Genomic DNA, 26,335 nt, shown 5'->3' with positions numbered 1-26,335 from the left:
ATCTTAGTGCTTTTACTCTGGGCGGTTTGTCACCCTGAATTTATTTCAGGGTCTTTATTGTTTGAAAGATGCTGAAATAAATTCAGCATGACGATCGCCTAATGCAATGAGTCAAATATTATATAAATTCTTCTTTAAATTGAACTCAACGCTTTCAAATTCCACTCTTTAATTTCTTCGATGGTAATGCGGTCTTCGTAAATTGCTTTCCCAACCACTACACTTCTAATCGGGTATTTAGCCAGATCGTAAATATCCTGCATGGAACTTACACCACCAGAAGCAATCAGTTTGATCATGGGAGAGTGTTCAAGCAATTTCTCGTATAAATCGATTGCGGCACCACCTAGTTTTCCATCCTTGCTGATATCCGTACATAAGAAACGGAAAAAACCTAACGAAAGGCATTTATCAACATAATCCATTAGTTTAATCGGTGAACTTTCCATCCAACCCGAATATTTTATGACTTCATCCAAAACGTCGATAGCTACTACAATGCGGTTGGCATAGTCGTCTTTTTTAGCAAAAACCTCGCTTAGTTGAGGTAAGAAATCAGGATTGGTAATGGCCTGTGTGCCTACAATTACGCGGTGAATGCCAGCATCAAGCAGATTGGTCACCTGCTCAATGGTTCTGATCCCGCCACCATACTGCACTTTCATTTCGGTTTTTTTGATGATTTCGAAAAGTGTTTTTTGATTGCTAAAATCACCCTTAGCTCCGTTTAAATCGATAATGTGGATGAAATCGGTGCCATTTGAACGGTATTTTTCTATCATTTCGGGAATAGAAACGTCATATTCCGTTTTTTGGTTGTAATCGCCTTCACGAAGACGGACAACTTTTCCATCCAAAATATCAATAGCAGGTATTATGTACATTTTATAAGCTTAAGTTTGAAAAATTTTTTAATATTAGTTCGCCGGCTTTTCCCGATTTTTCAGGGTGAAATTGAACGCCATAAAAATTGTCTTTTTGTACCGCTGCCGAAAACTTTAAACCATAATCAGCAGATGCGATGTCAAAAGTAGGGTTATATTCAATAAAGTACGAATGCACAAAGTAAAATTGTGTATTATCTTCAACACCTTCAAATAATGAATTGTTTTTTGGGCTTACCGCATTCCAACCCATATGTGGTATTTTGATATTCAGCGACTTATCGAATTTTTTGGTTTTAACCGGAACGATATTTAAAAGTGTTGCATCGCCCTCTTCCGAATGTTCAGTTATGAGCTGCATGCCCACACAGATTCCGAGGACTGGTTTTGTTAGTTTTTTAATGGCCTCAACCAAACCTGTTCCCTTTAATTTTTCCATAGCAGCACCTGCATGGCCAACACCAGGAATGATAATGTGGCTATATTTTTCGAGGTCAATTTCTGTATTTACCATGCCGTAGGTTACATTTAAGCGATCTAAGGCTGCGGTAAGGGAGAAAATGTTACCTGCTCCGTAATTTATAATTCCAACCCCTAAATCCCCCGAAGGGGACTTTGAATTTTTATCGTTCATACAATTTGCATTATATTTTTGTTTCTGTTTTGAAAATGAATGTCGGCTTTTCATGGGTACTGTAGTCCCGCTATCGTTAATAGTCCTCGCTACGCTGTGGGCTATTCCGCTCTATCGGGTTTATTTACCGCGGATGGACATCAAAGCCTCCGCCTTAAACCTTTTCAGCCTTTCTTACAGCATTCCCTTTGTACTCGGCAAAACCATTTTTTCAGCATCACGCTTGATGGCCATTTTTATGGCTTTGGCAAAGGCTTTAAAAATAGCTTCAATTTTGTGGTGCTCGTTGTCGCCTTCAGCTTTTACGTTTAAATTGCATTTAGCGGCATCGCTAAACGATTTAAAGAAATGGTAAAACATCTCTGTAGGCATGTCGCCCACTTTTTCGCGTTTAAATTCAGCATCCCAAACAATCCAGTTTCTTCCTCCAAAATCAATAGCCACCTGTGCAAGGCAATCGTCCATTGGTAAGCAAAAACCATACCTTTCAATACCTAATTTATTGCCTAAACCTTTGGCAAAGGCTTCTCCAAGAGCAATACCAGTATCTTCTATCGTGTGGTGTTCATCGATATGTAAGTCGCCTTTGGCAATTACTTCCAGATCTACACTTCCATGTCTGGCAATCTGATCAAGCATATGATCGAAGAAGTTTAAACCCGTTTCGATTTTTGCCTTCCCTGTTCCATCCAGATCAAGGTTAATGGTAATATCGGTTTCATTGGTTTTGCGCTCGTGGTGAATTTTTCTGCTCCCTGCTTTAAGTAAGTTGTAGATATCTTCCCATTTTCTGGTTTCCAAAACAATCACATCCAGCAAAGTTTCGTGTTTGTCAAGTGCTTCTGTAGAACCCAATGCATCATTCTGACGGAGAAAAATTGCTTTTGCACCCAGGTTTTTGGCCAAAACCACGTCGTTCAAACGATCACCAATCACGAAAGAGTTTTTCAGATCGTAATCTTCGCTGAAATATTTGGTTAATAAGGCGGTACCAGGTTTACGGGTAGGGGCATTGTCTTTAGCAAAAGTTCTATCAATCACAACCTCACTAAAATGAACACCTTCGCCTTCAAAAGCATCTAACATGAAGTTATGGATCGGCCAGAAATTTTCTTCAGGGTTTGAAGCTGTTCCAAGTCCATCCTGATTGGTCACCATCACCAGTTCATAATCCAGCTCGGCTGCAATTTTCGATAAATAATATAACGAACGTGGATAAAATTTAAGCTTGGCAAAACTATCTACCTGTTCATCTTCAGGCTCGATATTTAAAGTGCCATCACGATCTATAAATAATACTTTTTTCATCTTAAAATTTTTCTAGAACAGTTAATAGTTTGTCGTTTTCTTCTTTTGTGCCCACTGTAATCCTTAAACAGCCCTCGCATAAAGTTACTTTAGAACGGTCGCGTACAATGATGCCTTGCTCTACTAAAGTATCGTAAATTTTTAATGCATCGGTAACTTCTGTCAGGATAAAATTGGCGTCAGAAGGATATACTTTTTTTACAATATTCAATGCATTTAATGCCTTGCTTAAACGTTCTCTTTCTGCAACAGATTCTTTGATCCAATCGTTAACCTGAGCAATGTTTTTTAGCGCTTCAAAAGCTAAATCCTGAGTAGCCTGATTGATGTTGTAAGGTGGCTTGATTTTGTTCAGCACATCGATTACTTTTGTCGAAGAAAAAGCCATACCCAAACGCAAAGCTGCGAGCCCCCAGGCCTTCGAAAAAGTTTGTAAAATTACCAGGTTTCCGTACTCAGTTAACTCCTGAATAAAGGTCTTTTGACGGGCGTAATTAATGTAGGCTTCATCCACCACAACGATGCCATTAAAGTTGGCTAAAATGGTTTCAATATCTTCGCGGTTTATCGAATTTCCGGTCGGATTATTTGGCGAACAAATGAAGATTAATTTCGTATTTTTATCAATCGTTTCTGCGATTTTTTCCATATCCAATTGGAAGTTTGGAAGCAGGCTCACTTTACGTATTTCTACATCATTTATGTTGGCCGAAACTTCGTACATTCCGTAGGTTGGTGGCAGCACAATTACGTTGTCTTTTCCAGGGTTACAAAAAGCGCGGAACAATAAATCTATTGCTTCATCGCTACCGTTTCCTAAAAAAGTATTCTCAATCGGCACGCCTTTTATTTTACTGATTGCATCCTTTAAATCAAGTTGCAAGGGATCAGGATAACGGTTATAATTTGCTGGTAATGGCGAACCATAACTGTTCTCGTTTGCATCTAAAAATACGGATGCCTGACCTTTAAATTCGTCCCTCGCAGTAGAGTAGGGGCGAAGGTTTTTTATATTTTCTCTTACTAAATCGTTAATGTCCATGTTAATGGTTTATTGGTTTCCTGCGGTTTGATTACACTGATTAGGTGATTACACAGATTACTTTATTTTTTCCTTTGGTTTGGTTGCACAGATATTTATGCCTTATTATCTTCTGACCTCTGACTTCGGTCTTCGGACTCAAAGCCTAATCTAATACTAACAGCGTTCCTATGTGCATGTAATCCTTCTGCTTCTGCAAGTATTTCAACGGTGTTGCCTATGTTATTTAATCCCTCGGCAGAAAGATGCTGAAAGGTGATCTTCTTCAGAAACGCATCAGTTGATACGCCCGAATAAGCCTTTGCGAAGCCACTTGTTGGTAAAGTGTGGTTGGTACCAGAGGCATAATCGCCAACACTTTCTGGTGTAAAATTACCTAAAAATACCGATCCTGCATTGATAATCAATGGAATAAGGCTTTTGAAATGCTCAGTAGCCAATATGAGGTGCTCTGGTGCATATTCATTTGAAAATTGCATGGCCTCATCCAGCGTTTCAGCTAAGACAGCGTAGGAATTGGCTATTGCTTTAGCTGTTATTTCCTTCCGTGGAAGGATATCAAGCTGATTTTCAAGTTCTTTTAAGGTATCAGCGATGATCTGATTAGAAGTAGACACTAAAATAGCCTGACTATCAGTTCCATGTTCTGCCTGTGCAAGCAGATCTGCAGCAACAAATGACGGATTGGCAGTCTCATCCGCAATTACCAATACCTCTGATGGTCCGGCAGGCATATCGATAGCCACTTTGTTTTGAACCATCGTTTTTGCCGTTGTTACATAACGGTTGCCAGGGCCGAAGATCTTATATACTCGTGGCACGCTTTCCGTTCCGAAAGCCATTGCAGCAACGGCTTGTGCACCGCCAATAAGAAACACTTTTTCGATACCCAGGAGCACCGCGCAATAAGCCAGATAACAATTGGTTTTACCATCACTTTGTGGGGGAGAACATACCACGATTTCTTTACAACCTGCAATGATTGCAGGGGTAGCAAGCATTAAAAAAGTGCTCGGTAAAACGGCTGTCCCTCCAGGGATATAAAGTCCCACTTTTTCAATTGCCCTCGATTCGCGCCAGCATACAACTCCTGGCATCGTTTCAATTTTATCTTCAGTTTTTAACTGCGACTGGTGAAAAGTTTTAATGTTTTGATAAGCGGTATCAATCGCTTTTTTTGCTTCAGCCGGAATGGTAGAGGCAATTGCTTTTAATTCTTCAGCATCCAAAAACAGTTTCTCCAAATCAACTTTGTCAAATCCTTTTGCGAAGTTAAAAAGTGCCTTATCGCCATCCTTTTTTACTGTGCTGATGATATCGGTTACCCGTTCTTCAACCAGTTTATCGTCTTCAATCTGCCTCGAACAAAGTTCTTCAATTTTTGATTTAGATAAATCTGTATAATTGTAGATTTTCAATGTTTTATAATTTTAAATTAACTAATAGTTAATGTGAATTTAAACGATTTTACTTGATTATTTTCTCGATTGGCATTACTAAAATACCTTCAGCTCCTGCTGCTTTTAAACTGTTTATTTTATCCCAGAAATCTTCTTCAGCAATTACAGAATGAACAGCTACCCAGTTCGGTTCGAAGAGTGGTACCACGGTTGGACTTTTTACACCCGGCAATAAATCGACTACTTTTTGAAGGTTATCTTTTGATACATTTAGTACCACGTATTTGTTAGATTTTGCGCTAAGTACAGAGCGGATGCGTTGAAGCAATTCTGCAACTTCAGGATTATCGGCTATCGATTTGTTTCCAATTAAAACTGCTTCAGATTGCATCACATCGGCGAAAGGTTTTAGACCGTTGCTCTTTAATGTTCCGCCTGTTGATACGATATCAAAAATAGCATCACTTAAGCCTAAACCCGGACCTATTTCTACCGATCCGGAAATGGTTCTGATATCAGATTTTATACCTTTTTCCTCTAAGAATTTTTCGAGGATTACCGGGTAGGAAGTGGCAATTGCTTTACCGTTTAACTCTTCCAGTTTTTGGATATTACTGGTGGCCTGAACAGCGATTTTTAAAGTGCATTTTCCGAAGCCTAATTTTTGTAGATAATCTACTTCGGCTTTGGTTTCTACAATTACATTTTCCCCAACTATGCCCAAATCGGCAATGCCATCCTGTACATATTCAGGAATATCATCATCCCGAAGGAAAAGAATTTCTAAAGGAAAATTAGTAACGGTTGAGATGAGTGAGCTTTTGTAATTTTCGAAAGATAAACCACAGTTTTTAAGTATTTCTACGGATTTTTCGTTTAACCTACCCGACTTCTGGATAGCGATTTTAAGTGTTTTCAAAGTATTGAATATAGAGTGAACAAGAAATTATTTTACGGAAAAAAGTTTTGAAGTACAAAACAAACATATCATATCGCCTATCGGCGATGGTGTAAATGTAAGTGATGGTTCAAAGTTAAATTCATAAATTATTTCTGCCAGTATCAATACGTTAGCTGATAAGCGTTGGCAAATATAGTGTTTGAAATGGGAAAACAAAAAATAATGGCACTTAATTTGCCATTATGCTGTTTTTATTGCCAGTAACCTTTATTTTGTATTAAAATTTTACGTATTTGAAAAAGTTTCGCTTTCTAATTCTGCCCTTTATTTTATTTATTTCTGCTTGTGGATGGTTTAAAAGCCCACCTGAGATTGGGAAAGTCCTGTCTGAACATTTCAAGAATAAAATCTACAAAGATTTCGATACTGTAGCTTATGATAGCATTTTTGTGAAAACAATGGACAGTCTTTCGGGCAAGTTCGTTAATCCGAAAATAATTAAAGCTTTTTATGCCAATAATTATGCACAACCTAAGCTCGTTACGCAATTTTATATTAATGGCCAGTTAGATTCGTTAGTGAGCTATTTAGATCAGAGCGAAGTGCATGGCTTCAACCCAAAGATTTTTAAAGGAGATGAGATTAAAAGCTTGTTAGAGGTGTTAACAGCCAATAAGTTTAAAAAGGTGGAGGAAAGTTATCCAGTTATTGCCAAATTAGAGCTGTTATCGGCAAATGCTTATCTGAATTATAATAATTACCTCAAATATGGGGTAGTAAATCCCCGAACTATTTTTTCGCGTTATTACATTAAAGTTAAGCGTCCGGATAGCTTGGGGATGACTAATCTTTTAAATAGTAAAAGTCTCGTGGATACTTTAAGATCTGTTCAGCCAAAGTCAGTTCAATATAAAGCTTTGCAAGCTGCTTATTTAAATACAGATGCGGAAAATGAAAAGCGGATTTTATTATTGAATATGGAACGTTTCCGTTGGAAAATGCCAGAGACAGGAGACAGCTATGTGCAGGTAAATATTCCTGATTTTAGATTGACCTGGCTCGATAAAACAGATACCGTAATTACGATGAAAGTATGTGTTGGAGGGAAGCGCGAAAACGGTTACGAAGATAAGCTAAAGGCCTTTGCAAAATCGGGCAATCTGGATGATAAACCGAAGAACCATGAAACGCCTTTATTGTTTAGTAAAATCAATTCCATTCAGGCCAATCCGATCTGGAATATTCCGGTAAGTATTGCACAGAGTGAGATCTACTGGATGGCTCGAAAGGATCCGTATTATTTATCGAATAGCAACATTAAAGTTTACTATAAAGATAAGCTGATTGGTGAGCCTGATACCATCAATTGGAACAGGTATTCGCGCGATAAATTACCTTTCAAATTTAAACAAGGTTCGGGTGGTGGAAATGCCTTAGGGAAGTTCAAGTTTATCTTCGATAACAGCTCTAGTATTTATCTTCACGACACTAATAATAAGAACGGATTTAATCTGACCAACCGGGCGATAAGTCATGGTTGCGTGCGAATCGAAAAACCATTAGAATTTGCCGAACTTTTGGTGAAAGATACCTATACTTATGATAAACTTAGGGCTGAAGTAGATTTGCCGCCGATAGATAGTACACATGTAAAATGGTATAAAAAACGCATGGCACAAAAGGCTGATACACTTAAAACTTTTCAGTTAAAACCAGCCTGGTTTGCCCCAAAGAAAAATGTTCCATTAATCATCACCTACATTACCGCCTGGTCTCAGAACGGTAAGATCGAATACCGGCCTGATGTTTATGGCATGGACGAAAAACTTTGGGCTGCGATGAAGAAGTTTAGGTAACTTAGTGCTAAGTTTGCAAAATGCAAGAAAAATCTACTTTCAACCATCAAGCCGATATCGTAAATAGTGCCATTAGATTTATAAACGCATGGTTTAAACAATCGAAGGCCATTACAAACGAACTGAATGATTTTTTCATTCTCCCAGGTAATAAAGTTATTGGTAAGGATGTTATTATTAGTCGGTTAAAAGGTATTTTCGGCGGGTCTGATGAATATGTTGGTGGCAGATACGATATTATTGATGTTAATTTCGAACTTTTGAATGATGATAAAGGAATGGGCTTTGTCGAAGGAGTTGCGGGTTATAGAGATGTTGTTCAAAAACAATCAAAAATTGTAAGTGGGCCTTTTAAACTGTATTTTGCGTTGTACAACGGTAGTTGGAAAATTGTAAATATCGAATTCCCTGGGTTTGCTTATTGAAAATCGAATAATTAGATAAATTATTAATAAAAAATCTCCATGCTTTCTTTTTTTAATAAAATTGTAGATGTACTCAATGAAAATAATATTCCCTACATGCTTTCTGGGAGTATTGCGATGGGTGTATATATAGTTCCAAGAGCTACCCGAGATTTTGATTTTGTTATTCATCTACAACCTAAAGATATAGATGGTTTTGTCGCTAACTTCAAGGATGGCTATTACTGTAATATTAATTCAGTAAAGGATGCCGTAAGGCAACAAAGTTTGTTTAATATAATAGATCATGCGTCAGGGTATAAAGCTGATTTTGTAATCTTAAAGAACGAAGATTTTCGACAAGAAGAATTTAATAGGAGAGTCGAAATGGAATACTTTGAAAAATCAGTATATTTGGTTACAGTAGAGGATTTATTAATATCTAAATTAATTTGGATTCAAGTTTTGCAATCTGCGATTCAAATTCAAGATATTAAAAATCTAGCTGAATTAAACACTTTGGATTGGGAATATATCAATAAATGGGTAAAAGTACTTAAGCTCGCAACATTTAATCTGTTAAAGAAATGAAAGATACTTCAGATGAAATTAAAGAATTACAACTTAAATTATGGTTATCAAAAACACCAGATCAAAGATTGTATCAAATGTTGATTGATAATGAATCATTATATAAGTTTTGGAATAATATAAAACCTGTTATCAAGAAGTAACATTAATAATAATAAATACGGAATTTTATATCCTCTTCCATAATTTTTCTATCTTTGGTTTTTAATGAATTTCCTTTATCCGGGCTTTCTTTTTGCACTAATATCGGTTGCCATCCCGGTCATCATTCATTTATTCAATTTCAGGAAATTTAAAAAGGTTTATTTCTCCAATGTTCAGCTTTTAAAAGAAGTAGAGCAGCAAAATTCTTCCAAAGAAAAACTTAAAAATTTGCTCATACTGTTGTCGCGGATTTTGGCGATTATCTTTTTGGTGCTTGCATTTGCCCAACCCTATATACCGGAGCACAACCAAAGAACTACTGCTTTAAAGAATATTGTAAGTATTTATATCGATAATTCTTACAGCATGGAAACCATTAATAAAGATGGTAACCTGCTCGATGAAGCCAAGCGCAGGGCAAAAGAACTGGTTAAAGGTTTCGGTATGAACGATCGTTTTCAACTTTTAACCAATAATTTTGAAGGGAAACATCAGCGTTTATTAAACGAGGAGGAGTTTTTGAAAGCATTGGATGATGTTAAAATCTCTGCAGCAAACCGTAATCTCCAACAAATACTAAACAGGCAAGGCAATGTTTTAACAGGTTCTGAAAATAAGTATAGCTTTTTGATCTCCGATTTTCAAAAGAATATTTCAACCACCAATAAACTCGATACAAAAGCAGATATTCAATATTCGTTTTTGAAACTAAATGCCAATACGTTGCCCAATGTTGCCGTAGATAGCGTTTGGACACTTTCCCCAAATCATCAACCAGGTGCAAATGAACGATTGGTGGTGCAGTTAAAAAATTACTCAAAAGAAGAAGCAAAGAATATTCCTTTAAAGCTAAGTATCAATAATCAACAAAAGGGATTAGGGGCAGTAACGATTCCGGGTGGTAAAACTGTTAAGGATACCTTGAGTTTTTCTGGACTGGGTGCTGGATGGCAAAAAGGTGTAATCAGTATTAAAGATTTTCCGGTAACTTTCGATGATACACTTTCTTTCAGTTTTAAAGTAGACGAAAGTTTTGCTGTGCTAAGTATTAACGGAGCCAATGCAGGCAATTATATTAAAGCATTATTTGCAGCTGATCGTTATTATAAACTTACTGAGAACGCCGAAAGCAATGTAAATTATAGCAATTTTGCCAGTTATGGTCTGATTGTGTTAAACGGATTAAAAAATCCATCGACAGGTTTGGCGCAGCAGTTAAAAACCTATCTGAATGCAGGTGGCACAGTTGTGCTTTTTCCTGATTTAGATGCTGATATTCAAACCTACAACTCATTTTTAAGCGGATTGTCGCTTCCTGCCATTCAGGGTTTAAATACAACAGCAACCAAGGTTAACCAGATTGATTTGCAAAACCCTATTTTTAAGACTGTTTTTGAGGAAATTCCCAAAAATCTGGATTTACCAGCTGTTTCCCGTTATTATTCTTTTGTAGAGAAAAATACCGCCAACAAGGAAGATATTATGTTGTTGCCTGGCAGAAAACCGTTTTTCTCTAAGTATGGCGTAGGTAATGGGCAGGTGTATTTATCTGCTTCAGGGCTTAATACAAGTGACGGGAATTTAGCCCGTCATCCGGTTTTTGTGCCGCTGATTTATCGTTTGGCATTGAGTGGAGGAAATGAAACACCCTTGTATTACAATATCGGTAACGATAATGCATTGGCAGGTAAAAAGATTACACTGGGTAAAAACCAAAGCTTAAAAATTACTGCGGATGGTTTTGAAGCGATTCCCGAGATCCGTCAGGCCGATGGAAGAACATTGATTTACATTGCCGATCAGATAAAAAATGCAGGCTTTTATAACCTAAAACTTGCAGATTCGCTGCTTGCTGTTTATAGTTTCAACAATGGCCGAACAGAATCTGATATGCACTATTTAAGCAAAACAGAACTCGATCAGTTAGCTGGTAAAAGTAATCTGAAAATATTTGATACCGATAAAGATGCCGTTAAATTAATTGCCGGGGGCAATAAAATCGGACAAACTTTATGGAAACTTTGTCTAATTTTGTCGCTGATTTTTATTGCAGCAGAAATTTTGCTCATCCGATTTTTTAACAACACAAAAAAAACAATATGAATCTCCTGGTTAAAAATGTAACCGTTGCCGATCCGCAAAGTAAATTTAACAATCAAGAATGCGATATTCAGGTAGAAAATGGTAAAATTAAAAACATAGGTAAATTAACTGCCGATAAAAACGAAACCGTTTTTGATGCTCAGGGTGCTTTTTTAACGCCAGGTTTTTTCGATTTAAACTGTGTAGCCGGCGATCCGGGTTTCGAAACCAAGGAAGATATTCAAACGTTAACCGCAACAGCAAAAGCTGGTGGTTTTACCGGATTAGCTTTATTGCCGCAAACCAGTCCGGTTGTACAGTCAAAATCTCAGGTAGAATACATTATCAATAAGGCCAAAAATAATTTGGTTGATGTTTTGCCTGTTGGCGCGATAAGTCAGAACCGCGAAGCAAAAGAACTTGCTGAGCTTTTTGATATGCAGCAGGCGGGGGCAGTAGCTTTCTCTGATGGAGATAGGGCCTTGCAGGATGACGGCTTTATGAGTCGTGCTTTACAATATGCCAAAGGTTTTGATGCATTGTTGATGGTTTATCCTGAAAATAAATCCATAGCTGGCAAATCGCAGATTAATGAAAGTAAAAACTCTGTGCTTTTGGGCATGAAAGGTTTACCAGCACTGGCAGAAGAAATGCACATTGCCCGCGATATTTTCCTGGCTTCGTATAATGAAACCAAAATCCATATCAGCAATATTTCAACTGCAGGGGCCGTGGCGCTAATCCGCAAGGCAAAGAAAGATGGGGTTCAGGTTTCATGCGATGTAACGGCGCATCACCTGGTGTTTACAGAAGAACTTTTAAGCGATTTCGATAGCAATTATAAGGTTAAGCCACCATTGCGCGGAAAAGCGGATATAAAAGCGTTAATTGCTGGTTTAAAAGATGGAACCATCGATGCCATTACTTCTCAGCACCGCCCAGAGGAAATCGAATTTAAAAATGTAGAGTTCGAAATTGCCCATTACGGCATTATTGCCTTGCAAACTGTATTGCCATTATTATTAAAAGCAGGATTGGATATTGCTTTAATTGCAGAGAAATTGGCCATTAATCCACGTAAATTGTTAAATTTAACTGTTCCGGTAATCGAAGAAGGAGCTGAAGCCAACTTTACGGTATTAAACACGGCAGAAAAATGGCTATATAATGCGGCAAGTAACCATTCAAAATCGGCAAACAGTCCATTGTTGAGTACCGAGCTTACCGGAAAAGTGAAAATGGTTTATAATAATAATCAGTACTGGGAGAGTTAAGGCTGAAGGTTAGAAGGTGGAAGGCATAGGGCTCTTATCTGTACCTCCAAAGATATAGTTCAAAAAAAAATCATAAATAAATAGGCTATAAGCGCTTAAAACTAAAGCAAGAAATAACAAATTTGTTGTTCTGGTGATAAAAATCTTATCATCCTAAAATCTAAAAATCTTAATCATGGATAATAGAGTAAAAAAAGCACTTAGTGCAGCCATTAACAAGTATGCTGAGGTTTCAGCGATCAATGTTGAAGGTTTTGAAACAGAATTATTAGCCGCTTTTGAGCTTGATATCAACTTTTTAGATAAGGCTACCGCTTTTGATGCGGTTTTCGATTCTCATCCGAAATTTGAAGAATTACGCGAAGTGTTTTTTGATTTATTGATGGTAAATTTCTTTAGTAGCGATGTACAGAAACTGGAAGACGATTACTTAGAAAGTGATGAGTGGGCGAATATCGAAGAGGAAACCATTGATAGGGGAACGGAATTGTTAAATCTTTTGCTTTACATTAAAGAGTGTAAGGATGAAGATTTGGATCCAGAGTTGGGCGATTTCTTAAAAGAATTTTTGTTGGTAGAAGACGATGAGTTTCAGGATGAATTCGAAATTTACGAAGAACTGATCAGCAACCAGCAGCTGGCAGAAAGCAGTGTAGAAGAGATTTGCAAAACAGCTGCGACTTTAAATATCAGTGAAGAAATGCAAGAATTATTTGTGCCTTTCATGATCTTTTTCCTTGATGTAGAAGGAAGTGCCGAAACTACCAAAGAAATAAATCAGTATAGTAGTAACAAATCGTTCGATTCTGCTACTTATATATTAATTACAACAATTAATAATTAAACTAAAATTTAAAATTATGGACAAAAGTGCTCTTATTTCCAAATTAGCTATTAAAAATGGATTAATGCTTGCAGCAGTTTCGATAGTAGTATCGTTAACCCTGCATTTTATAGATCCGGTATTAATTTACACAAGTTTTGTGACTCAGATAGGCATATTTGTTTTATTCATTGCGCTGTTAGTCGTTGTGGGAATAAACATTCGTAAAGAAATAGGTGGGTTCTGGACTTTTGGAGAGGCCTTTAAAGCTTTTTTAATTGTTTCCCTTATTCTGGCCTTAACCGCAACACTTTATAATGTGGTACTCATGAAATTTATTGATCCAGAACTTCCGCAAAGAGCTGCTGCGGCAATCGAAGATGCACAGCGAGCGATGATGGAAAAATTCGGAATGGCTAGTGAACAGATTGATGAGGCAATAGCTAAAGCTGGTAATATGCAAGAGAAACTTGAACCTACTTTTAAAAATATCTTTACAAGTTTTGGGGTTTCACTTGCATTATATGGGGTTCTTTCTTTAATCCTTTCAGCTATTCTAAAGAAAAAACAACCAGTTGTATTAGACTCGTTCCCGAAAGAATCTTAATTTCTTTTATAAAATTTTGAACGTGCAGGTTTTATCATTTAATTTGATGAAATTTGCACGTTTTTAATAATGCGTCATTGCGAACGAAGCATGGAAAGCGCGTAGGGATGTGGCAATCTTTCAAGATAGATTGCTTCGTCGTTCCTCCTCGCAATGACGATAATACTCAAAAATGGATATATCAGTTGTAGTACCCTTATTTAATGAAGATGAATCTCTGCCAGAATTAACGGCCTGGATTGATAAAGTGATGATCGACAATAATTTCAGTTATGAAATTGTTTTGGTTGATGATGGTAGTACCGATAGATCCTGGGAGGTGATTGAAGAATTAAGACTTCAAAACCCTGCTATCAAAGGCATTAAGTTCAGACGGAATTATGGTAAATCTGCAGCCTTAAATGTTGGTTTCGAGGCTACACAAGGTGATGTGGTCATTACCATGGATGCCGATTTGCAGGATAGTCCGGATGAAATTCCTGAATTATACCGCCGCATTAAAGAAGAAAAGCTTGATATCATTTCAGGTTGGAAGAAAAAACGTTACGATCCGATTACGAAAACTATCCCAACAAAATTATTCAATGCCGCTACCCGTAAAATGAGCGGTATAGAGCTGAACGATTTTAACTGTGGCTTAAAAGCTTACCGTAGCGATGTAATCAAAACCATCGAAGTTTATGGCGAAATGCACCGTTATATCCCGGTAATTGCCAAATGGGCAGGATTTAGTAAAATAGCTGAGCAGGTGGTAGAACACCGTGCCCGTAAATATGGTACAACAAAATTTGGTTTCAGCAGGTTTATAAACGGCTTTTTAGATTTACTCTCTATTTTCTTTGTGGGTAAATTTGGCAAACGCCCGATGCACTTTTTTGGTTCTTTAGGCGTATTAAGTTTCTTTATCGGTATCATTATGGCACTGTATATTTTGTTCGAAAAGAAATATTTGATATGGCAAGGCCTGGCTTACCGGGATGTAACCGATCAGCCTTTGTTTTATTTATCGCTGGTTGCCATTGTTGTTGGTTCGCAGATGTTTCTGGCAGGTTTTATTGCCGAACTCTTATCACGTAACGCACCGGAAAGAAATCAATATTTGATAGAAAAGGAATTAAGGTAAAAGGTCTTAAGGCGGAAGGTTTTATCCGCCCAAACCCTCAACCTCTAAACCCTCAACCCTCAACCTCAAAAAATGTTTTTCTCCATCATTATTCCTCTTTATAATCGTCCACAAGAAATTGACGAACTTTTAAATACCCTAACCAAACAGACTTATTTACAGTTTGAGGTTTTGGTTATTGAAGATGGTTCGAAAAACGATGCAAAGGCAATTGTTGCGTCTTATGCAGATAAACTGGATATTAAATATTTTTTTAAGGAAAATGCCGGACAAGGTTTTGTCCGTAATTTTGGTTTTGAAAGAGCTACAGGCGACTACTTTGTTATTTTCGATTCAGATTGTTTAATTCCTGCAAATTACCTCGAAACAGTTAAAAACTACTTGTACGAGCATCACTTAGATGCTTATGGTGGTCCTGATGCTGCACATGATAGTTTCACTCCAGTACAAAAGGCCATCAGCTATGCCATGACTTCGCCTTTCACCACTGGTGGGATCCGGGGAAACAAACAACATGTTGGGCAATTTCACCCTCGCAGTTTTAATATGGGTGTTTCGCGTCAGGCCTGGGAGAAGGTAGGTGGCTTTATCTTAACCAGATTGGGGGAGGATATAGAATATAGTATCCGCATTCATGAAAACGGTTTCAAAATCGGGTTGATTCCAGATGCAAAGGTTTACCATAAGCGCCGGACAAGCTTCAGTCAGTTTTACAAACAATTACATTTTTTTGGGAGAGCAAGGATCAATATTTACAAACATTTCCCAAAGGAATTAAAACTAGTACACTTTTTTCCGGCCTTGTTCACATTGGGTTTTGGTTTTACTATTTTATGTAACTTTATATATCCTCCATTGGCATATGTTTGTAACTTCTTCTTATTGATTTACTTTATGTTGATATTTTTTCATTCATGGTCTGTAAATAAATCGTTAAAAGTTGCATTTTTGAGCATTATATCTTCATTTATCCAATTAACCGCTTATGGTTTAGGATTTATACAGGATTTATTTAAACGTGTGGTATTCAAACAACAATGATAAATTATCTAAAAGAAAGTACGTTCGCCGTTAATGATGTAATTCAAAAGGCATGGAGCATTACCAAGAAACACTATTTCTCGATTGCTACACTATGTTTTCTGATGTTTATCACCGCAAGTGCATCGAGCTTAATGGCATTTTTTATTAAGGACGTAAGCAAAGCTTTAAGCGTTATCATGGTGATCATTTTCGTTTTGCTCTATTTTACTATTAATCTTTCACTCTTTAAATACATTTTCCATTTAATGGATGATAAAGAAAATGATGTGAAAATTGTGGATACGCTTCCAACCAGACAACAAATTATCAGGTTCCTGGTAGCTACCCTTTATTTTGTGGGTTGTATCCTGGGGGTTTACCTGGTCGTAATTTTGGTTGCCTTTCCTTTTATTTATACAGGAATTAATGTGGCAATTGTTAAAAACGTGGCCATTTCAGTAGGCATCATTGCCATTTTTATCACCTGGTTAAGAATTTCTTTCTTTCCGTTTTTTATTATTGATAAAGGTGCAACGCCTTTCGATTCAATTAAATTGAGTTTGGCTACTACTAAAGGAAATTTCACTAAGATTTTATTGCTATTGGTTGTTTTAGGCGGAGGGTATTTAATCTACCTGTTGCTAAACTACCTGCAATGGCCATTAATCGCTTTCATTGTAAATATTTTAAGTTCATTTATCATCGTTCCGCTTTCGAGTGTAGCCTTAACAGTTGCTTACCGTAAAATTTCGAGTGAGTACAAAGGCGATGAGCACCCGGATATTTTACATAATATCGTTTAACCCCCAGCCCCTGAAGGGGAGTTAAAAATCAGATTAAATTTATGGAAAAAGAAAAGAACGGTAGAAAGGAAAAGTCCCCTTCAGGGGGTTGGGGGCTTAAAGCAGCATTAAGTAAACCCTTTGCGGCATTTGCAGTTTGGCAGATTAACAAATGGAAAAATAATGCCGTAAATGCTCAGCATAATATCCTGAAAAAGCTAATTGACGAGGCTAAAAATACTGCATTTGGAAAAGATCATCATTTCGCTGAGATTAAAACCTATGCTGATTTTAAAAAACATGTTCCCGTTCAGGATTACGAAGGATTAAAACCTTATGTAGATCGTGTAGTAGCAGGTGAAGCCGATGTACTTTGGAAAGGTAAACCGCTTTATTTTGCCAAAACATCAGGCACCACTTCTGGCGTAAAATATATTCCGCTTTCTAAAGAATCGATGCCCGAGCACATAAAAGCTGCAAGGAATGCCATTTTAACTTATATTAATGAAACAGGTAAGGCCGGTTTTGTAAACGGAAAGATGATCTTTCTGCAAGGAAGTCCGGTTTTAAGTGTAAAACATGGGATCAATGTTGGGCGTCTATCAGGCATTGTGGCCCATCATGTGCCAGCCTATTTGCAGAAAAACCGATTGCCTTCTTACGAAACCAACATTATTGAAGATTGGGAACAAAAAGTTGATGCCATTGTGGAGGAAACCATTAATGAAAACATGACTTTGATATCGGGCATCCCTCCTTGGGTGCAAATGTATTTCGATAAACTTTCAGAAAAATCAGGCGGAAAAAAAATCGCCGAAATTTTCAAGAATTTTAGCCTGTTTATTTATGGTGGGGTAAATTTTGAGCCTTACCGCGCAAAAATTGAGCAAAGTATTGGTAAAAAAATTGATGCTATTGAAACCTATCCTGCTTCAGAAGGATTTATTGCTTATCAGGATTCTCAAAAAGATAAAGGTTTATTGTTATTGGCTGATGCAGGGATTTTTTACGAATTTGTTCCTGCCGATGAATATTATAACGATAATCCAACGAGGTTATCGCTTGGTGAGGTTGAACTAAATACCAACTACGCATTGATTTTAAATACCAATGCAGGATTGTGGGGCTACAGTATTGGCGATACCATTAAGTTTGTTTCGAAAAATCCTTACAAAATCGTGGTAACGGGACGAATAAAACATTTCATTTCTGCCTTTGGCGAACACGTGATAGGAGAAGAGGTGGAACAGGCCATTTTAAGTGTGGCCAATGAAGAACAGGTAGAAATTACAGAATTTACAGTGGCGCCTCAGGTTAATCCGGAAGCAGGGCAATTGCCTTATCACGAGTGGTTCGTAGAGTTTTCTTCCGCGCCCAAAGATATGGCTGCTTTTAGCAAAAAGGTTGATGAGGCTTTGCAAAAGAAAAATATTTATTACTTTGACCTGATTGAAGGAAACATCCTTCAGCCATTGATTATACGTACTTTGCAAAAAGATGCTTTTGTAAACTATATGAAAAGTGAAGGGAAATTAGGTGGACAGAATAAAGTGCCGCGTCTGAGTAATGATAGGAAACTGGCGGATGGATTGGAGAGGTATGTTGTTTAATTGTTACATTGCTGAATTGCTAAGCATTGAGCTTTAACCAGGGCAGATGGAATTGTTAAATTGTTTGGCATTGTGCAAATGAAAATTGCTAAATTGTTGTTAATAATTAGCAGTTCAACAACATGGAAAAGAATTATTTACAGTTAAATCAGATAACAGCATATACAAAATCGTTTCATCTTAGCAATGTGGTGTGGGATTTGGTTACTAATTGGGATAATTTTGCAAAGTATACTATTGGACAACAGTTTGTTGATGCTGTTGATTCCATTTCAGCTAATATTGCTGAAGGTTTTGGCCGATATCATAAAAAAGATAAGGTCAAGTTTTATTATTATAGCTTTGGTTCAGTTAAGGAATGCTTAGACTGGAACGAAAAAGCAAAGGTTAGAAAGTTAATCAATGAAGATACTTATTCAAAGATTTTTGCAACTTTGGAAACTTTGCCAAAAGAAATTCATCAACTGATAAAATTTACAAACGAAAAATTGAAGATTTAATTGAAAGCTACTAAAGCGATTAAATTTTTAATACGAGAGAAAGAAACAATTGAACAATATAGCAATACAGCAATCTGTAAAACGAATAACCATATTAGGTTCTACCGGAAGTGTAGGTACACAAGCACTAGAAGTGGTAAGGGATCATCCCACAACATTTAAAGTTGTTGTATTATCTGCATTAAAGAATTCGGAATTATTGATTCAACAAGCAAAGGAATTTAAACCTGCTATTGTTGTAATCTGTGATGAGAGCAAGTACAGTGAGGTGAAAAATGCTTTGTCTGGATTAGATATTAAGGTATTGGCTGGTGAGCCTGCTTTATCAGAAGTAGCTGCTTATGAGGATAGTGATGTAGTGCTAACAGCTTTAATGGGCTCAGTGGGGTTAAAGCCTACTATTGCAGCTATTAAGGCTGGGAAAAACATTGCTTTAGCCAATAAAGAAACTCTGGTGGTTGCAGGCGAACTGATTACACAACTGGCGACCGAACACCAGGTGAAAATTTTACCGGTTGATTCAGAGCATTCAGCAATATTTCAATGTTTGGTTGGTGAGGAGCAAAATGAAATCGAGAAGATTTATTTAACAGCATCTGGCGGACCATTCTTAGGCAAAACTAAAGATTTTTTATCCACAGTAAAAAAAGAGCAGGCTTTAAAGCATCCTAACTGGGTAATGGGCGCAAAAATCACTATTGATTCTGCATCCCTAATGAATAAAGGTTTGGAGGTAATTGAGGCAAAATGGTTGTTTAACCTGGATGTAGATCAGATTGATGTAATTGTTCATCCTCAATCTATCATACATTCAATTGTTCAGTTTACCGATGGATCAATGAAGGCACAGATGGGTGTTCCGGATATGAAACTGCCTATTCAGTACGCTTTAAATTATCCCGATAGGCTAAAAAACAATTTTAAACGTTTTAACTTCTTAGATTATCCAGGCTTTAGCTTTCAAAAGGCAGATTTGGGAACATTCAGAAATTTAGACCTGGCATTTACTTCTCTACGAAAAGGGGGAAATATGCCTTGTATTTTAAATGCTGCAAATGAAATTGTTGTGGAGGCGTTTTTGAAGGATAAAATTGGTTTCCTGCAGATGAGCGAAGTTATCGAAAAGTGTATGGAAGAAATCAGTTTTGTTGAAAAACCACAATTGAGTGATTATTTAGAAACTGACAAACATAGCCGTATCTTAGCCGGCGAATTAGTAACAAAAAGTATAGTTTAACATCTAACATAAAAATTTTATAAGAGAATATGAATGGATTGATTATGGCGGGGCAGCTGCTGCTCGGATTGTCTTTATTGGTAATATTACACGAATTAGGGCATTTCCTGGCAGCCAGGGCATTTGGTATTAAAGTAGAAAAGTTTTATTTATTTTTTGATGCATGGGGTTTCAAGCTTTTTAGTTTCAAAAAAGGTGATGTTGAATATGGAGTGGGGTGGTTGCCACTTGGCGGTTATGTAAAAATTGCCGGAATGATTGATGAGAGTATGGATACGGAGCAAATGGCTCAACCAGCACAACCCTGGGAATTTCGTTCTAAACCAGCCTGGCAACGTTTAATTGTAATGCTTGGCGGGATTATCGTAAACGTAATTGTAGGTATTTTTATCTTCTGGATGTTAACCTTCAACGTCGGACAAAATTATACCGTTAACAGCAAACTGAACGATGGTATTTCTGTAGGCGCAATTGGAAAAGAAATCGGTTTAAAAAACGGAGATAAGATTTTGGCCATCAACGGCAACAAGTTAATCCGTTTTGAAGATGCGATATCGAGCAAAGTATTGTTTGATGGAGCCCAGTTGACCATTTTAAGGGAGAATAAAACACTTTACATTTCTGTTCCGGATATCATTTTAAATAAAATATCGAAAAACGATAAAGAGAATTTTATCTCGCCCAGGTATACGATGGAAAGCGTAGAAAAGGTAAGTGCACCTGATGAAAAAGCAGATAAACCATCCTTTTTTGATAAACTGTTTGGCAGAAAGTTCGAGAAACCAGTATATCCAGCTTATGCTGCAGGGATTAAACCGGGCGATAGTATTTTATCGGTTAATGGAAAGCAGATTACTTTCTTCGATCAGTTTAAAGAAGAGGTTTCTAAAAACAAATTAAAACCAATTACCATTAATGCCCTACGTAAAGGCAAAGCAGTAACATTCCATCTTAAAGTGAGCAAAGATGGAACAATTGGAATTATCCCTAATTTAAAAATGCCTGAAACTGCACATGTAGATTTTGGCTTTATAGAATCGTTACCGGTTGGTGCAACCATGGCATGGAGCACTTTTGTAGATAATGCAAAAGGTATTGGTAAAATGATAACCGGAAAGTTAAGTGCACGTAATATCAGCAGTCCGATTGGAATTGCTAAGGTTTATGGCAGCACTTTCGATTGGGTTAAATTCTGGACTTTAACAGGATTAATTTCGATGGCATTAGCCTTTATGAATTTATTGCCTATTCCAGGCTTAGATGGAGGCCACGTCGTGTTTCTTTTGATTGAAATGGTACAACGTAAGCCAGTAAGTGAAAAAGTACTGGAGAAAGCGCAGATTGTGGGTTTTGTAATCTTGATCTGTTTAATGGTGTTTGCTTTTGGTAATGATATTCTAAAATCCTTCGGTAAGTAAAATCAAATTTATATCATTGCCGCAGATGCGCAGATTTGACCAGTCGATCTGTACATCTGCGGCTTTTTAATTTTTATGCATCATGAGCGCAGCAACAACAGATATTAATTATTTCGATTTTTACGAGTTACCAATTCAGTTTAATCCAGATCAAAATACGGTAAAAGCAAAATTTTATGCTTTAAGTAAACAGTTTCATCCTGATTTTTATGCCAATGAAAGCGAAGAGAAGCAGCAGGAAGTACTCGATCTGTCAACTTTGAATAACAAGGCTTACCAGACACTAAGTAATGCTAAAAAACGCTTAAAATACGTGCTCGAGTTAAAAGGGATAGTAGAAGCTGATGACAGTTATCAATTGCCTCAATCTTTTTTAATGGAAATGATGGATATTAACGAGGCTTTAATGGATTTGGAATTTGAGCCGGATGCTGAGAAGCTAGCGCAGGTAAAAGGAGATGTTGATGCCATTGAAAAAAACTTAGCTGATGAATTACATGATCTGATGAGCCAGTTCGACAGCAATCCAACTACATCAGATGCATTATTGCCATTAATTAAGGATAATTTTTATCGACAGAAATATATTGACAGGATTAGGGAAAGCTTGTTGAGGTAGATGGAATAAGTCAGAGGTGGGGAGCCGGAGGTCCGAAGATAATAATGTAAAAGAAATAGGCGCCTAACACTGTGGTTAAAAAGCGATTAATTAGTACAGGAAAGATGCTGAAACAAGTTTAGCATGATCGCGTTAACCACCGTAACCTTAAACCTTCCGCCTTCAACCTTTTTAGAACACCTGATTGTAAAATCATTTTTTAGTTTTTGATAGGCAAAAGCTTTGTTCTACTTTCGGAGAAAACAATCAGATCAATGAATAGCTCCCTTTCTATTTTTCGTAAAGTAGCCGTGGCAGAAGGAATTTCCTATTTGCTTTTACTATTTGTAGCCATGCCATTAAAATACTTTGCAGATCTTCCGTTATATGTGAAATATACCGGATGGGCACACGGTTTATTATTTGTGCTGTACGCAGCTACTTTAATCTTTGCATGGCAAGAACAAAAATGGAAGTTTGGTAAAGCCGTTTTGATTTTTCTTGCTTCTTTACTTCCTTTCGCGCCTTTTATAGTCGATCGAAAACTAAAAGATGAAAGAGCACTAAACTAATTGCCTGTTACACAAATTACTTACCTTAATGTTATATGTGCTTAGCAAATGATTGCCAGGGGTAGGTTAGATATTCGTTTTACCGAACTTTTTAAGGGAGCATTATATTGTATTGGGAGTGCTTGCGGTTTTAAAAAAGAAGCACCTCATTTCTCTGAAGGGCAATTGCCTTGTCTTTCTGTTCGTACAGGTTTACATCTCGTATTAGCGGCACTAAATCTTGAACCTGGTGACGAAATATTGGTTGCAGATATTAACATCCCGGACATGTTTGCAATCATTGCTAGCTATCATCTAAAAGTTGTACCATTACCTATAGATAAAAATACACTAGGAATATCTGCGCAACAGATAGAGGCAACTATTACACCCAAAACAAAACTGCTGCTCATTACCCATTTATTTGGTGCCATAATGGACACCAAACCATTACTTGACATAGCCAAATTGCACAATCTGATTGTTGTAGAAGACTGTGCCCAAGCTTATGACGGAGTTTACGAAGGTAATTTTAGATCAGATGTGGTAATGTTCAGTTTTGGACTAATTAAGACGAATACAGCTTTAAGCGGAGCGATACTTTGCATTCGAAATGAGCAACTACTTGCTGCGGTAACAATATTAAACGACAGACTGCCGCTGCAAAAAGGTAGTCGCTATTTCAAAAAAATACTCATTGCTACCCTGATTAACATGCTTACCACACGATGGCCATTTACCATAGCTTACTGGTTTTGCAAGCAATTTGGTAAAGACTTTGATGCGTTTATTAGTGGTTTTACAAGAGGTTTTCCCGGTGAAGATGTAATGAAGAAAATCAAATACAGGCCATGTTATGCCAATTTGTGCATGTTGCAGCATAAATTGAATAATTTTAATCAATCTCATATTCAAAAGAGAAAGATACTCGCAAACCAATTATTACATGGAATAGATTCGCGAAATATTATTGGTGATGCAAGCCCAAGGCATACACACTGGGTAATTCCGATAGTGGTGGCTAATCCATCACTGTTAATCGATAAATTAAGAGATGAAGGATTTGATGCCACTTCAAAAGCCTCCAGTTTAGTTAAGATTGGTTTTACCAATTTATCGTCAAAAACCTCAAATGAGCTAGCGCTTCAAAATTTAGTTTATCTGCCAATGGATATGACAATGAGAAAAAAAGAAGTTAAACAGTTGAATCAGTTGTTATTAGATAATCTGTTAAATAGATGAGTCTTCATAAATCATTTTAAACATAAAAAGAAGCAAATAAAATTTGCGAATTAAGTGCTTAATTTATACATTTGCATCCCGCTGAATAAGCAAATGCCCAGCTGGCGGAATTGGTAGACGCGCTGGTCTCAAACACCTGTGGGAAACCGTGCCGGTTCGACTCCGGCGCTGGGTACGACCTCTCTCTAAAGCACTTAGAGAGGGGTTTTTGTTTTTTATCTAATTTACAATATGCCTGTATTGCTTGGAAACGAAGATTTTGCTTCGATCTCCGGCGGGGGAGACCGGACGTACTAAGGTCGAACTATTGAATTTCAAGGATATGTCTTTCCAGTAGCCGTTGCTGCATATTATACGCGGGATAAAACAATATTTTACCAACTGAAAGATCCTGTTTTCATATAATACTTAGAAGAATTTCAGAAAACGCTTCTCAGAAAACGATCCTTTTTTGATAGAAATTGAGATGAGTATTAATCTTTAAGGATGTTAATTGAAGCTTGATTTAAATTGAGCAGGAGACACTTTCGTCCTTGCTTTAAAAAGCCTGCTGAAAGACTGTGGGTATTCAAATCCTAACTTGTATGCCACTTCGTTAATCGTCAGATTTGTTGTCGAAAGTAGGTCTTTTGATCTTTCTATCAACCTCTGATGAATATGCTGCTGAGCAGTGAGACCGGTTTGCGAACGCAGCATATCACTTAAATAGTTTGGTGTATAATTGATTTGGTCAGCAAGATATTGCACTGTTGGTATACCGTAAGTAATTGCTTTTTCATCTTCAAAATATTGGTTCAACAATTCTTCCAATTGCTGAAGAAGGTTATTGCTTATTACCTGTCTGGTCAGGAACTGGCGTTTGTAGAATCGTTTGGCGTAGCTTAACAGCAATTCAATTTGCGCAATAATCACCTCGTGGCTGAAATCGTCGATCCGGCTATTGAGCTCTTGACGGATAATACTAAAGATGGATTCAATGGTAATTTTTTCTTGTTCGGACAAGTGCAATGCCTCATTGGCAGCATAAGAGAAGAATCCGAATTGTTTGATCTTTCCTGCTAATGGATGACCATGGAGAAAATCAGGATGAATAAATAGGGAGATACCATCAGTATTTGAATTAGTTTCAACTTCACCTAAGATCTGGTTGGGTGCTGCAAACACCATGCTACCCTCGTCGAAATCATAATGACCCTGTCCGTATCGGAATTTTCCCTCCATTTTAGTAACTAGAGTGATTTTGTAGAAACTTAATAGGTATTTTACCGGAACTTTGCACATATCGAGCAATTCTGTAGCGTCAATCAAGGTGATCATAGGGTGAGCAGGACCTGGCAGACCTGCCGTGCGATGAATATCCGTAATTGATTCCAGTTTATTGATCTTTGCTGCTTCTTTCTTCATTTTTTTAAAGATAATAATTATAACCGGTGGATATTTGTCACCGGTTATAAAATGAGGCTGAACTTTGTCAAATGATTACCACGGAAGCTTGCCATCTGGTCCTGTAAAACTACCGGTTGGGCTTTCTGTATCAAGCGCCGCAAGAACAAGTGCTCTTGCACCTACCTCGACTGTGTCAGTTCCCTGGAAGTTGTTCATTGCAGTAGCAGTGAAACTCGGACTAGCCGCACGTACTTTAATGCCGGTATCTTCTAGCTCAATCGCAAGCGCTAATGTAATGGCATTAAGCGCAGTTTTCGACGCAGGGTAAGTAACGTTGAAATAAGGTCTGTAAGGGAAGTTAGGATCTGAATTTAAGGTCAATGACCCTGCTGCGCTGGAGATGTTCAGAATTACTCCCGAAGTAGAAAGTTTGATAAGTGGCAGCATAGCCTGAGTAACTGCCAATACCCCTAGTACGTTGGTTTCAAAAAGAATACGTAATTCGTCCAGAGGTGCCACACTGGCTTTACTCGCCTCTAATATCTCGGTGAGTGTAGAATAGCGGCCTGACTGTCCGATTGCTGCATTGTTAACCAATAAATCTAAACGGCCAAATTCTGAGGCAATGTGCTCAGCGGCTGCAGTGATGCTTTGTGTGTTAGTCACATCCAGTTGAATTGGGTGTGCACCTTGCCCTATTTCATCGGCGGCGGCTTTGCCATTGTCGAACTTTCTAGAACCCAAGAGTACGATGTAACCGTGGCCCACTAATTCTTTAGCGATCTGTTGACCAAGTCCTTTATTGGCACCAGTCACTAATGCAATAGGCTGGCGAAATGTTGACGATTCTTTTTTATTTTCCATGAGAATTTAATGAATAAAATAATAAGACAAAAGTCATTATTCATTACTCTG

Annotated in this window: 26 protein-coding genes and 1 tRNA gene; 19 read left to right on the top strand and 8 right to left on the bottom strand. The window is 37.4% G+C overall.

The features are described from left to right. Positions 1-134: 134 nt before the first annotated feature. The 6 genes from hisA to hisG all read right to left on the bottom strand — a co-directional run bounded on the left by hisA (position 135) and on the right by hisG (position 6,187). Positions 135-884, bottom strand: a complete 750-nt coding sequence (hisA, locus tag QF042_RS20070; RefSeq protein WP_307531724.1) for a 1-(5-phosphoribosyl)-5-[(5-phosphoribosylamino)methylideneamino]imidazole-4-carboxamide isomerase — start codon at positions 882-884, stop codon at positions 135-137. A gap of 1 nt (position 885) precedes the next feature. Further along, positions 886-1,518 (bottom strand): imidazole glycerol phosphate synthase subunit HisH, encoded by a 633-nt coding sequence (hisH, locus tag QF042_RS20065; RefSeq protein WP_307531722.1) that lies wholly within the window; start codon positions 1,516-1,518, stop codon positions 886-888. 174 nt (positions 1,519-1,692) lie between these two features. Beyond that, the gene (gene hisB / locus QF042_RS20060; protein WP_307531720.1) at positions 1,693-2,826 is read right to left on the bottom strand and encodes a bifunctional histidinol-phosphatase/imidazoleglycerol-phosphate dehydratase HisB; all 1,134 of its coding nucleotides are present in this window, start codon (positions 2,824-2,826) and stop codon (positions 1,693-1,695) included. A gap of 1 nt (position 2,827) precedes the next feature. Continuing rightward, positions 2,828-3,868 carry a histidinol-phosphate transaminase gene (gene hisC / locus QF042_RS20055; RefSeq protein ID WP_307531718.1) on the bottom strand — a complete coding sequence of 347 codons (1,041 nt, stop codon included), beginning with the start codon at positions 3,866-3,868 and terminating at the stop codon, positions 2,828-2,830. A gap of 95 nt (positions 3,869-3,963) precedes the next feature. After that, the gene (gene hisD / locus QF042_RS20050; protein ID WP_307531716.1) at positions 3,964-5,286 is read right to left on the bottom strand and encodes a histidinol dehydrogenase; all 1,323 of its coding nucleotides are present in this window, start codon (positions 5,284-5,286) and stop codon (positions 3,964-3,966) included. Between the two features lie 49 nt (positions 5,287-5,335). After that, positions 5,336-6,187 (bottom strand): ATP phosphoribosyltransferase, encoded by an 852-nt coding sequence (gene hisG, locus QF042_RS20045; protein ID WP_307531714.1) that lies wholly within the window; start codon positions 6,185-6,187, stop codon positions 5,336-5,338. 275 nt (positions 6,188-6,462) lie between these two features. Here hisG and QF042_RS20040 point away from each other — a divergent pair, with 275 nt between their 5' ends. The 19 genes from QF042_RS20040 (at position 6,463) to QF042_RS19950 (ending at position 24,209) form a co-directional block, all read left to right on the top strand. Beyond that, positions 6,463-8,025 (top strand): L,D-transpeptidase family protein, encoded by a 1,563-nt coding sequence (locus QF042_RS20040; RefSeq protein ID WP_307531712.1) that lies wholly within the window; start codon positions 6,463-6,465, stop codon positions 8,023-8,025. Between the two features lie 20 nt (positions 8,026-8,045). Then, positions 8,046-8,450, top strand: a complete 405-nt coding sequence (locus QF042_RS20035; RefSeq protein WP_307531709.1) for a hypothetical protein — start codon at positions 8,046-8,048, stop codon at positions 8,448-8,450. Positions 8,451-8,489: 39 nt separating this feature from the next. Beyond that, positions 8,490-9,020: a hypothetical protein gene (locus QF042_RS20030; protein WP_307531706.1), complete on the top strand. Its 531-nt coding sequence runs from the start codon at positions 8,490-8,492 to the stop codon at positions 9,018-9,020. Then, the gene (locus QF042_RS20025) at positions 9,017-9,163 is read left to right on the top strand and encodes a hypothetical protein (RefSeq protein ID WP_307531705.1); all 147 of its coding nucleotides are present in this window, start codon (positions 9,017-9,019) and stop codon (positions 9,161-9,163) included. The genes QF042_RS20030 and QF042_RS20025 overlap by 4 nt, the downstream gene beginning before the upstream one ends. Positions 9,164-9,227: 64 nt before the next feature. Next, a complete protein-coding gene (locus QF042_RS20020) occupies positions 9,228-11,267 on the top strand; it encodes a BatA domain-containing protein (RefSeq protein WP_307531703.1) in 2,040 nt (679 codons plus the stop codon). Beyond that, a complete protein-coding gene (locus tag QF042_RS20015; protein WP_307531701.1) occupies positions 11,264-12,520 on the top strand; it encodes a dihydroorotase family protein in 1,257 nt (418 codons plus the stop codon). Before QF042_RS20020 ends, QF042_RS20015 begins: the two co-directional genes overlap by 4 nt. Before the next feature lie 175 nt (positions 12,521-12,695). Beyond that, positions 12,696-13,364 (top strand): hypothetical protein, encoded by a 669-nt coding sequence (locus tag QF042_RS20010; RefSeq protein WP_307531700.1) that lies wholly within the window; start codon positions 12,696-12,698, stop codon positions 13,362-13,364. Between the two features lie 16 nt (positions 13,365-13,380). Beyond that, entirely contained in the window at positions 13,381-13,950 is a 570-nt protein-coding gene (locus tag QF042_RS20005) for a DUF4199 domain-containing protein (protein ID WP_307531698.1), read from the top strand. A gap of 172 nt (positions 13,951-14,122) precedes the next feature. Further along, positions 14,123-15,073 carry a glycosyltransferase family 2 protein gene (locus tag QF042_RS20000; protein ID WP_307531696.1) on the top strand — a complete coding sequence of 317 codons (951 nt, stop codon included), beginning with the start codon at positions 14,123-14,125 and terminating at the stop codon, positions 15,071-15,073. 72 nt (positions 15,074-15,145) lie between these two features. Then, positions 15,146-16,114: a glycosyltransferase family 2 protein gene (locus QF042_RS19995; protein ID WP_307531694.1), complete on the top strand. Its 969-nt coding sequence runs from the start codon at positions 15,146-15,148 to the stop codon at positions 16,112-16,114. After that, entirely contained in the window at positions 16,111-16,899 is a 789-nt protein-coding gene (locus tag QF042_RS19990) for a hypothetical protein (protein ID WP_307531692.1), read from the top strand. The genes QF042_RS19995 and QF042_RS19990 overlap by 4 nt, the downstream gene beginning before the upstream one ends. 41 nt (positions 16,900-16,940) lie before the next feature. Then, the gene (locus tag QF042_RS19985) at positions 16,941-18,488 is read left to right on the top strand and encodes a GH3 auxin-responsive promoter family protein (RefSeq protein WP_307531690.1); all 1,548 of its coding nucleotides are present in this window, start codon (positions 16,941-16,943) and stop codon (positions 18,486-18,488) included. A 122-nt stretch (positions 18,489-18,610) separates the two neighbouring features. Beyond that, entirely contained in the window at positions 18,611-18,988 is a 378-nt protein-coding gene (locus QF042_RS19980) for a four helix bundle protein (RefSeq protein WP_307531688.1), read from the top strand. 49 nt (positions 18,989-19,037) lie between these two features. Then, positions 19,038-20,225, top strand: a complete 1,188-nt coding sequence (locus QF042_RS19975) for a 1-deoxy-D-xylulose-5-phosphate reductoisomerase (protein ID WP_307531686.1) — start codon at positions 19,038-19,040, stop codon at positions 20,223-20,225. 29 nt (positions 20,226-20,254) lie between these two features. Beyond that, a complete protein-coding gene (rseP, locus tag QF042_RS19970; RefSeq protein ID WP_307531684.1) occupies positions 20,255-21,643 on the top strand; it encodes an RIP metalloprotease RseP in 1,389 nt (462 codons plus the stop codon). 82 nt (positions 21,644-21,725) lie between these two features. Then, the gene (gene hscB / locus QF042_RS19965; RefSeq protein ID WP_307531682.1) at positions 21,726-22,262 is read left to right on the top strand and encodes a Fe-S protein assembly co-chaperone HscB; all 537 of its coding nucleotides are present in this window, start codon (positions 21,726-21,728) and stop codon (positions 22,260-22,262) included. A gap of 254 nt (positions 22,263-22,516) precedes the next feature. After that, entirely contained in the window at positions 22,517-22,813 is a 297-nt protein-coding gene (locus QF042_RS19960; protein WP_307531680.1) for a DUF3817 domain-containing protein, read from the top strand. 48 nt (positions 22,814-22,861) lie between these two features. Further along, positions 22,862-24,034, top strand: coding sequence for an aminotransferase class V-fold PLP-dependent enzyme (locus QF042_RS19955; protein WP_307531678.1), 1,173 nt, complete (start codon positions 22,862-22,864; stop codon positions 24,032-24,034). Positions 24,035-24,129: 95 nt separating this feature from the next. After that, positions 24,130-24,209 (top strand) — tRNA-Leu (locus QF042_RS19950). Positions 24,210-24,523: 314 nt separating this feature from the next. Here the strand turns inward: QF042_RS19950 and QF042_RS19945 are convergent. Both QF042_RS19945 and QF042_RS19940 read right to left on the bottom strand, forming a co-directional pair. Next, the gene (locus tag QF042_RS19945; protein ID WP_307531676.1) at positions 24,524-25,438 is read right to left on the bottom strand and encodes an AraC family transcriptional regulator; all 915 of its coding nucleotides are present in this window, start codon (positions 25,436-25,438) and stop codon (positions 24,524-24,526) included. A gap of 75 nt (positions 25,439-25,513) precedes the next feature. Beyond that, complete coding sequence (locus QF042_RS19940) at positions 25,514-26,284, bottom strand: SDR family NAD(P)-dependent oxidoreductase (protein ID WP_307531674.1); 771 nt, start codon at positions 26,282-26,284, stop codon at positions 25,514-25,516. Between the last annotated feature and the right edge of the window lie 51 nt (positions 26,285-26,335).

Origin of the sequence: Pedobacter sp. W3I1 (assembly GCF_030816015.1) — a bacterium.
Lineage (GTDB): Bacteria > Bacteroidota > Bacteroidia > Sphingobacteriales > Sphingobacteriaceae > Pedobacter.
The sequence above is the reverse complement of the archived record's forward strand: the minus strand, read 5'-3'. Positions and strand labels throughout refer to the sequence as shown.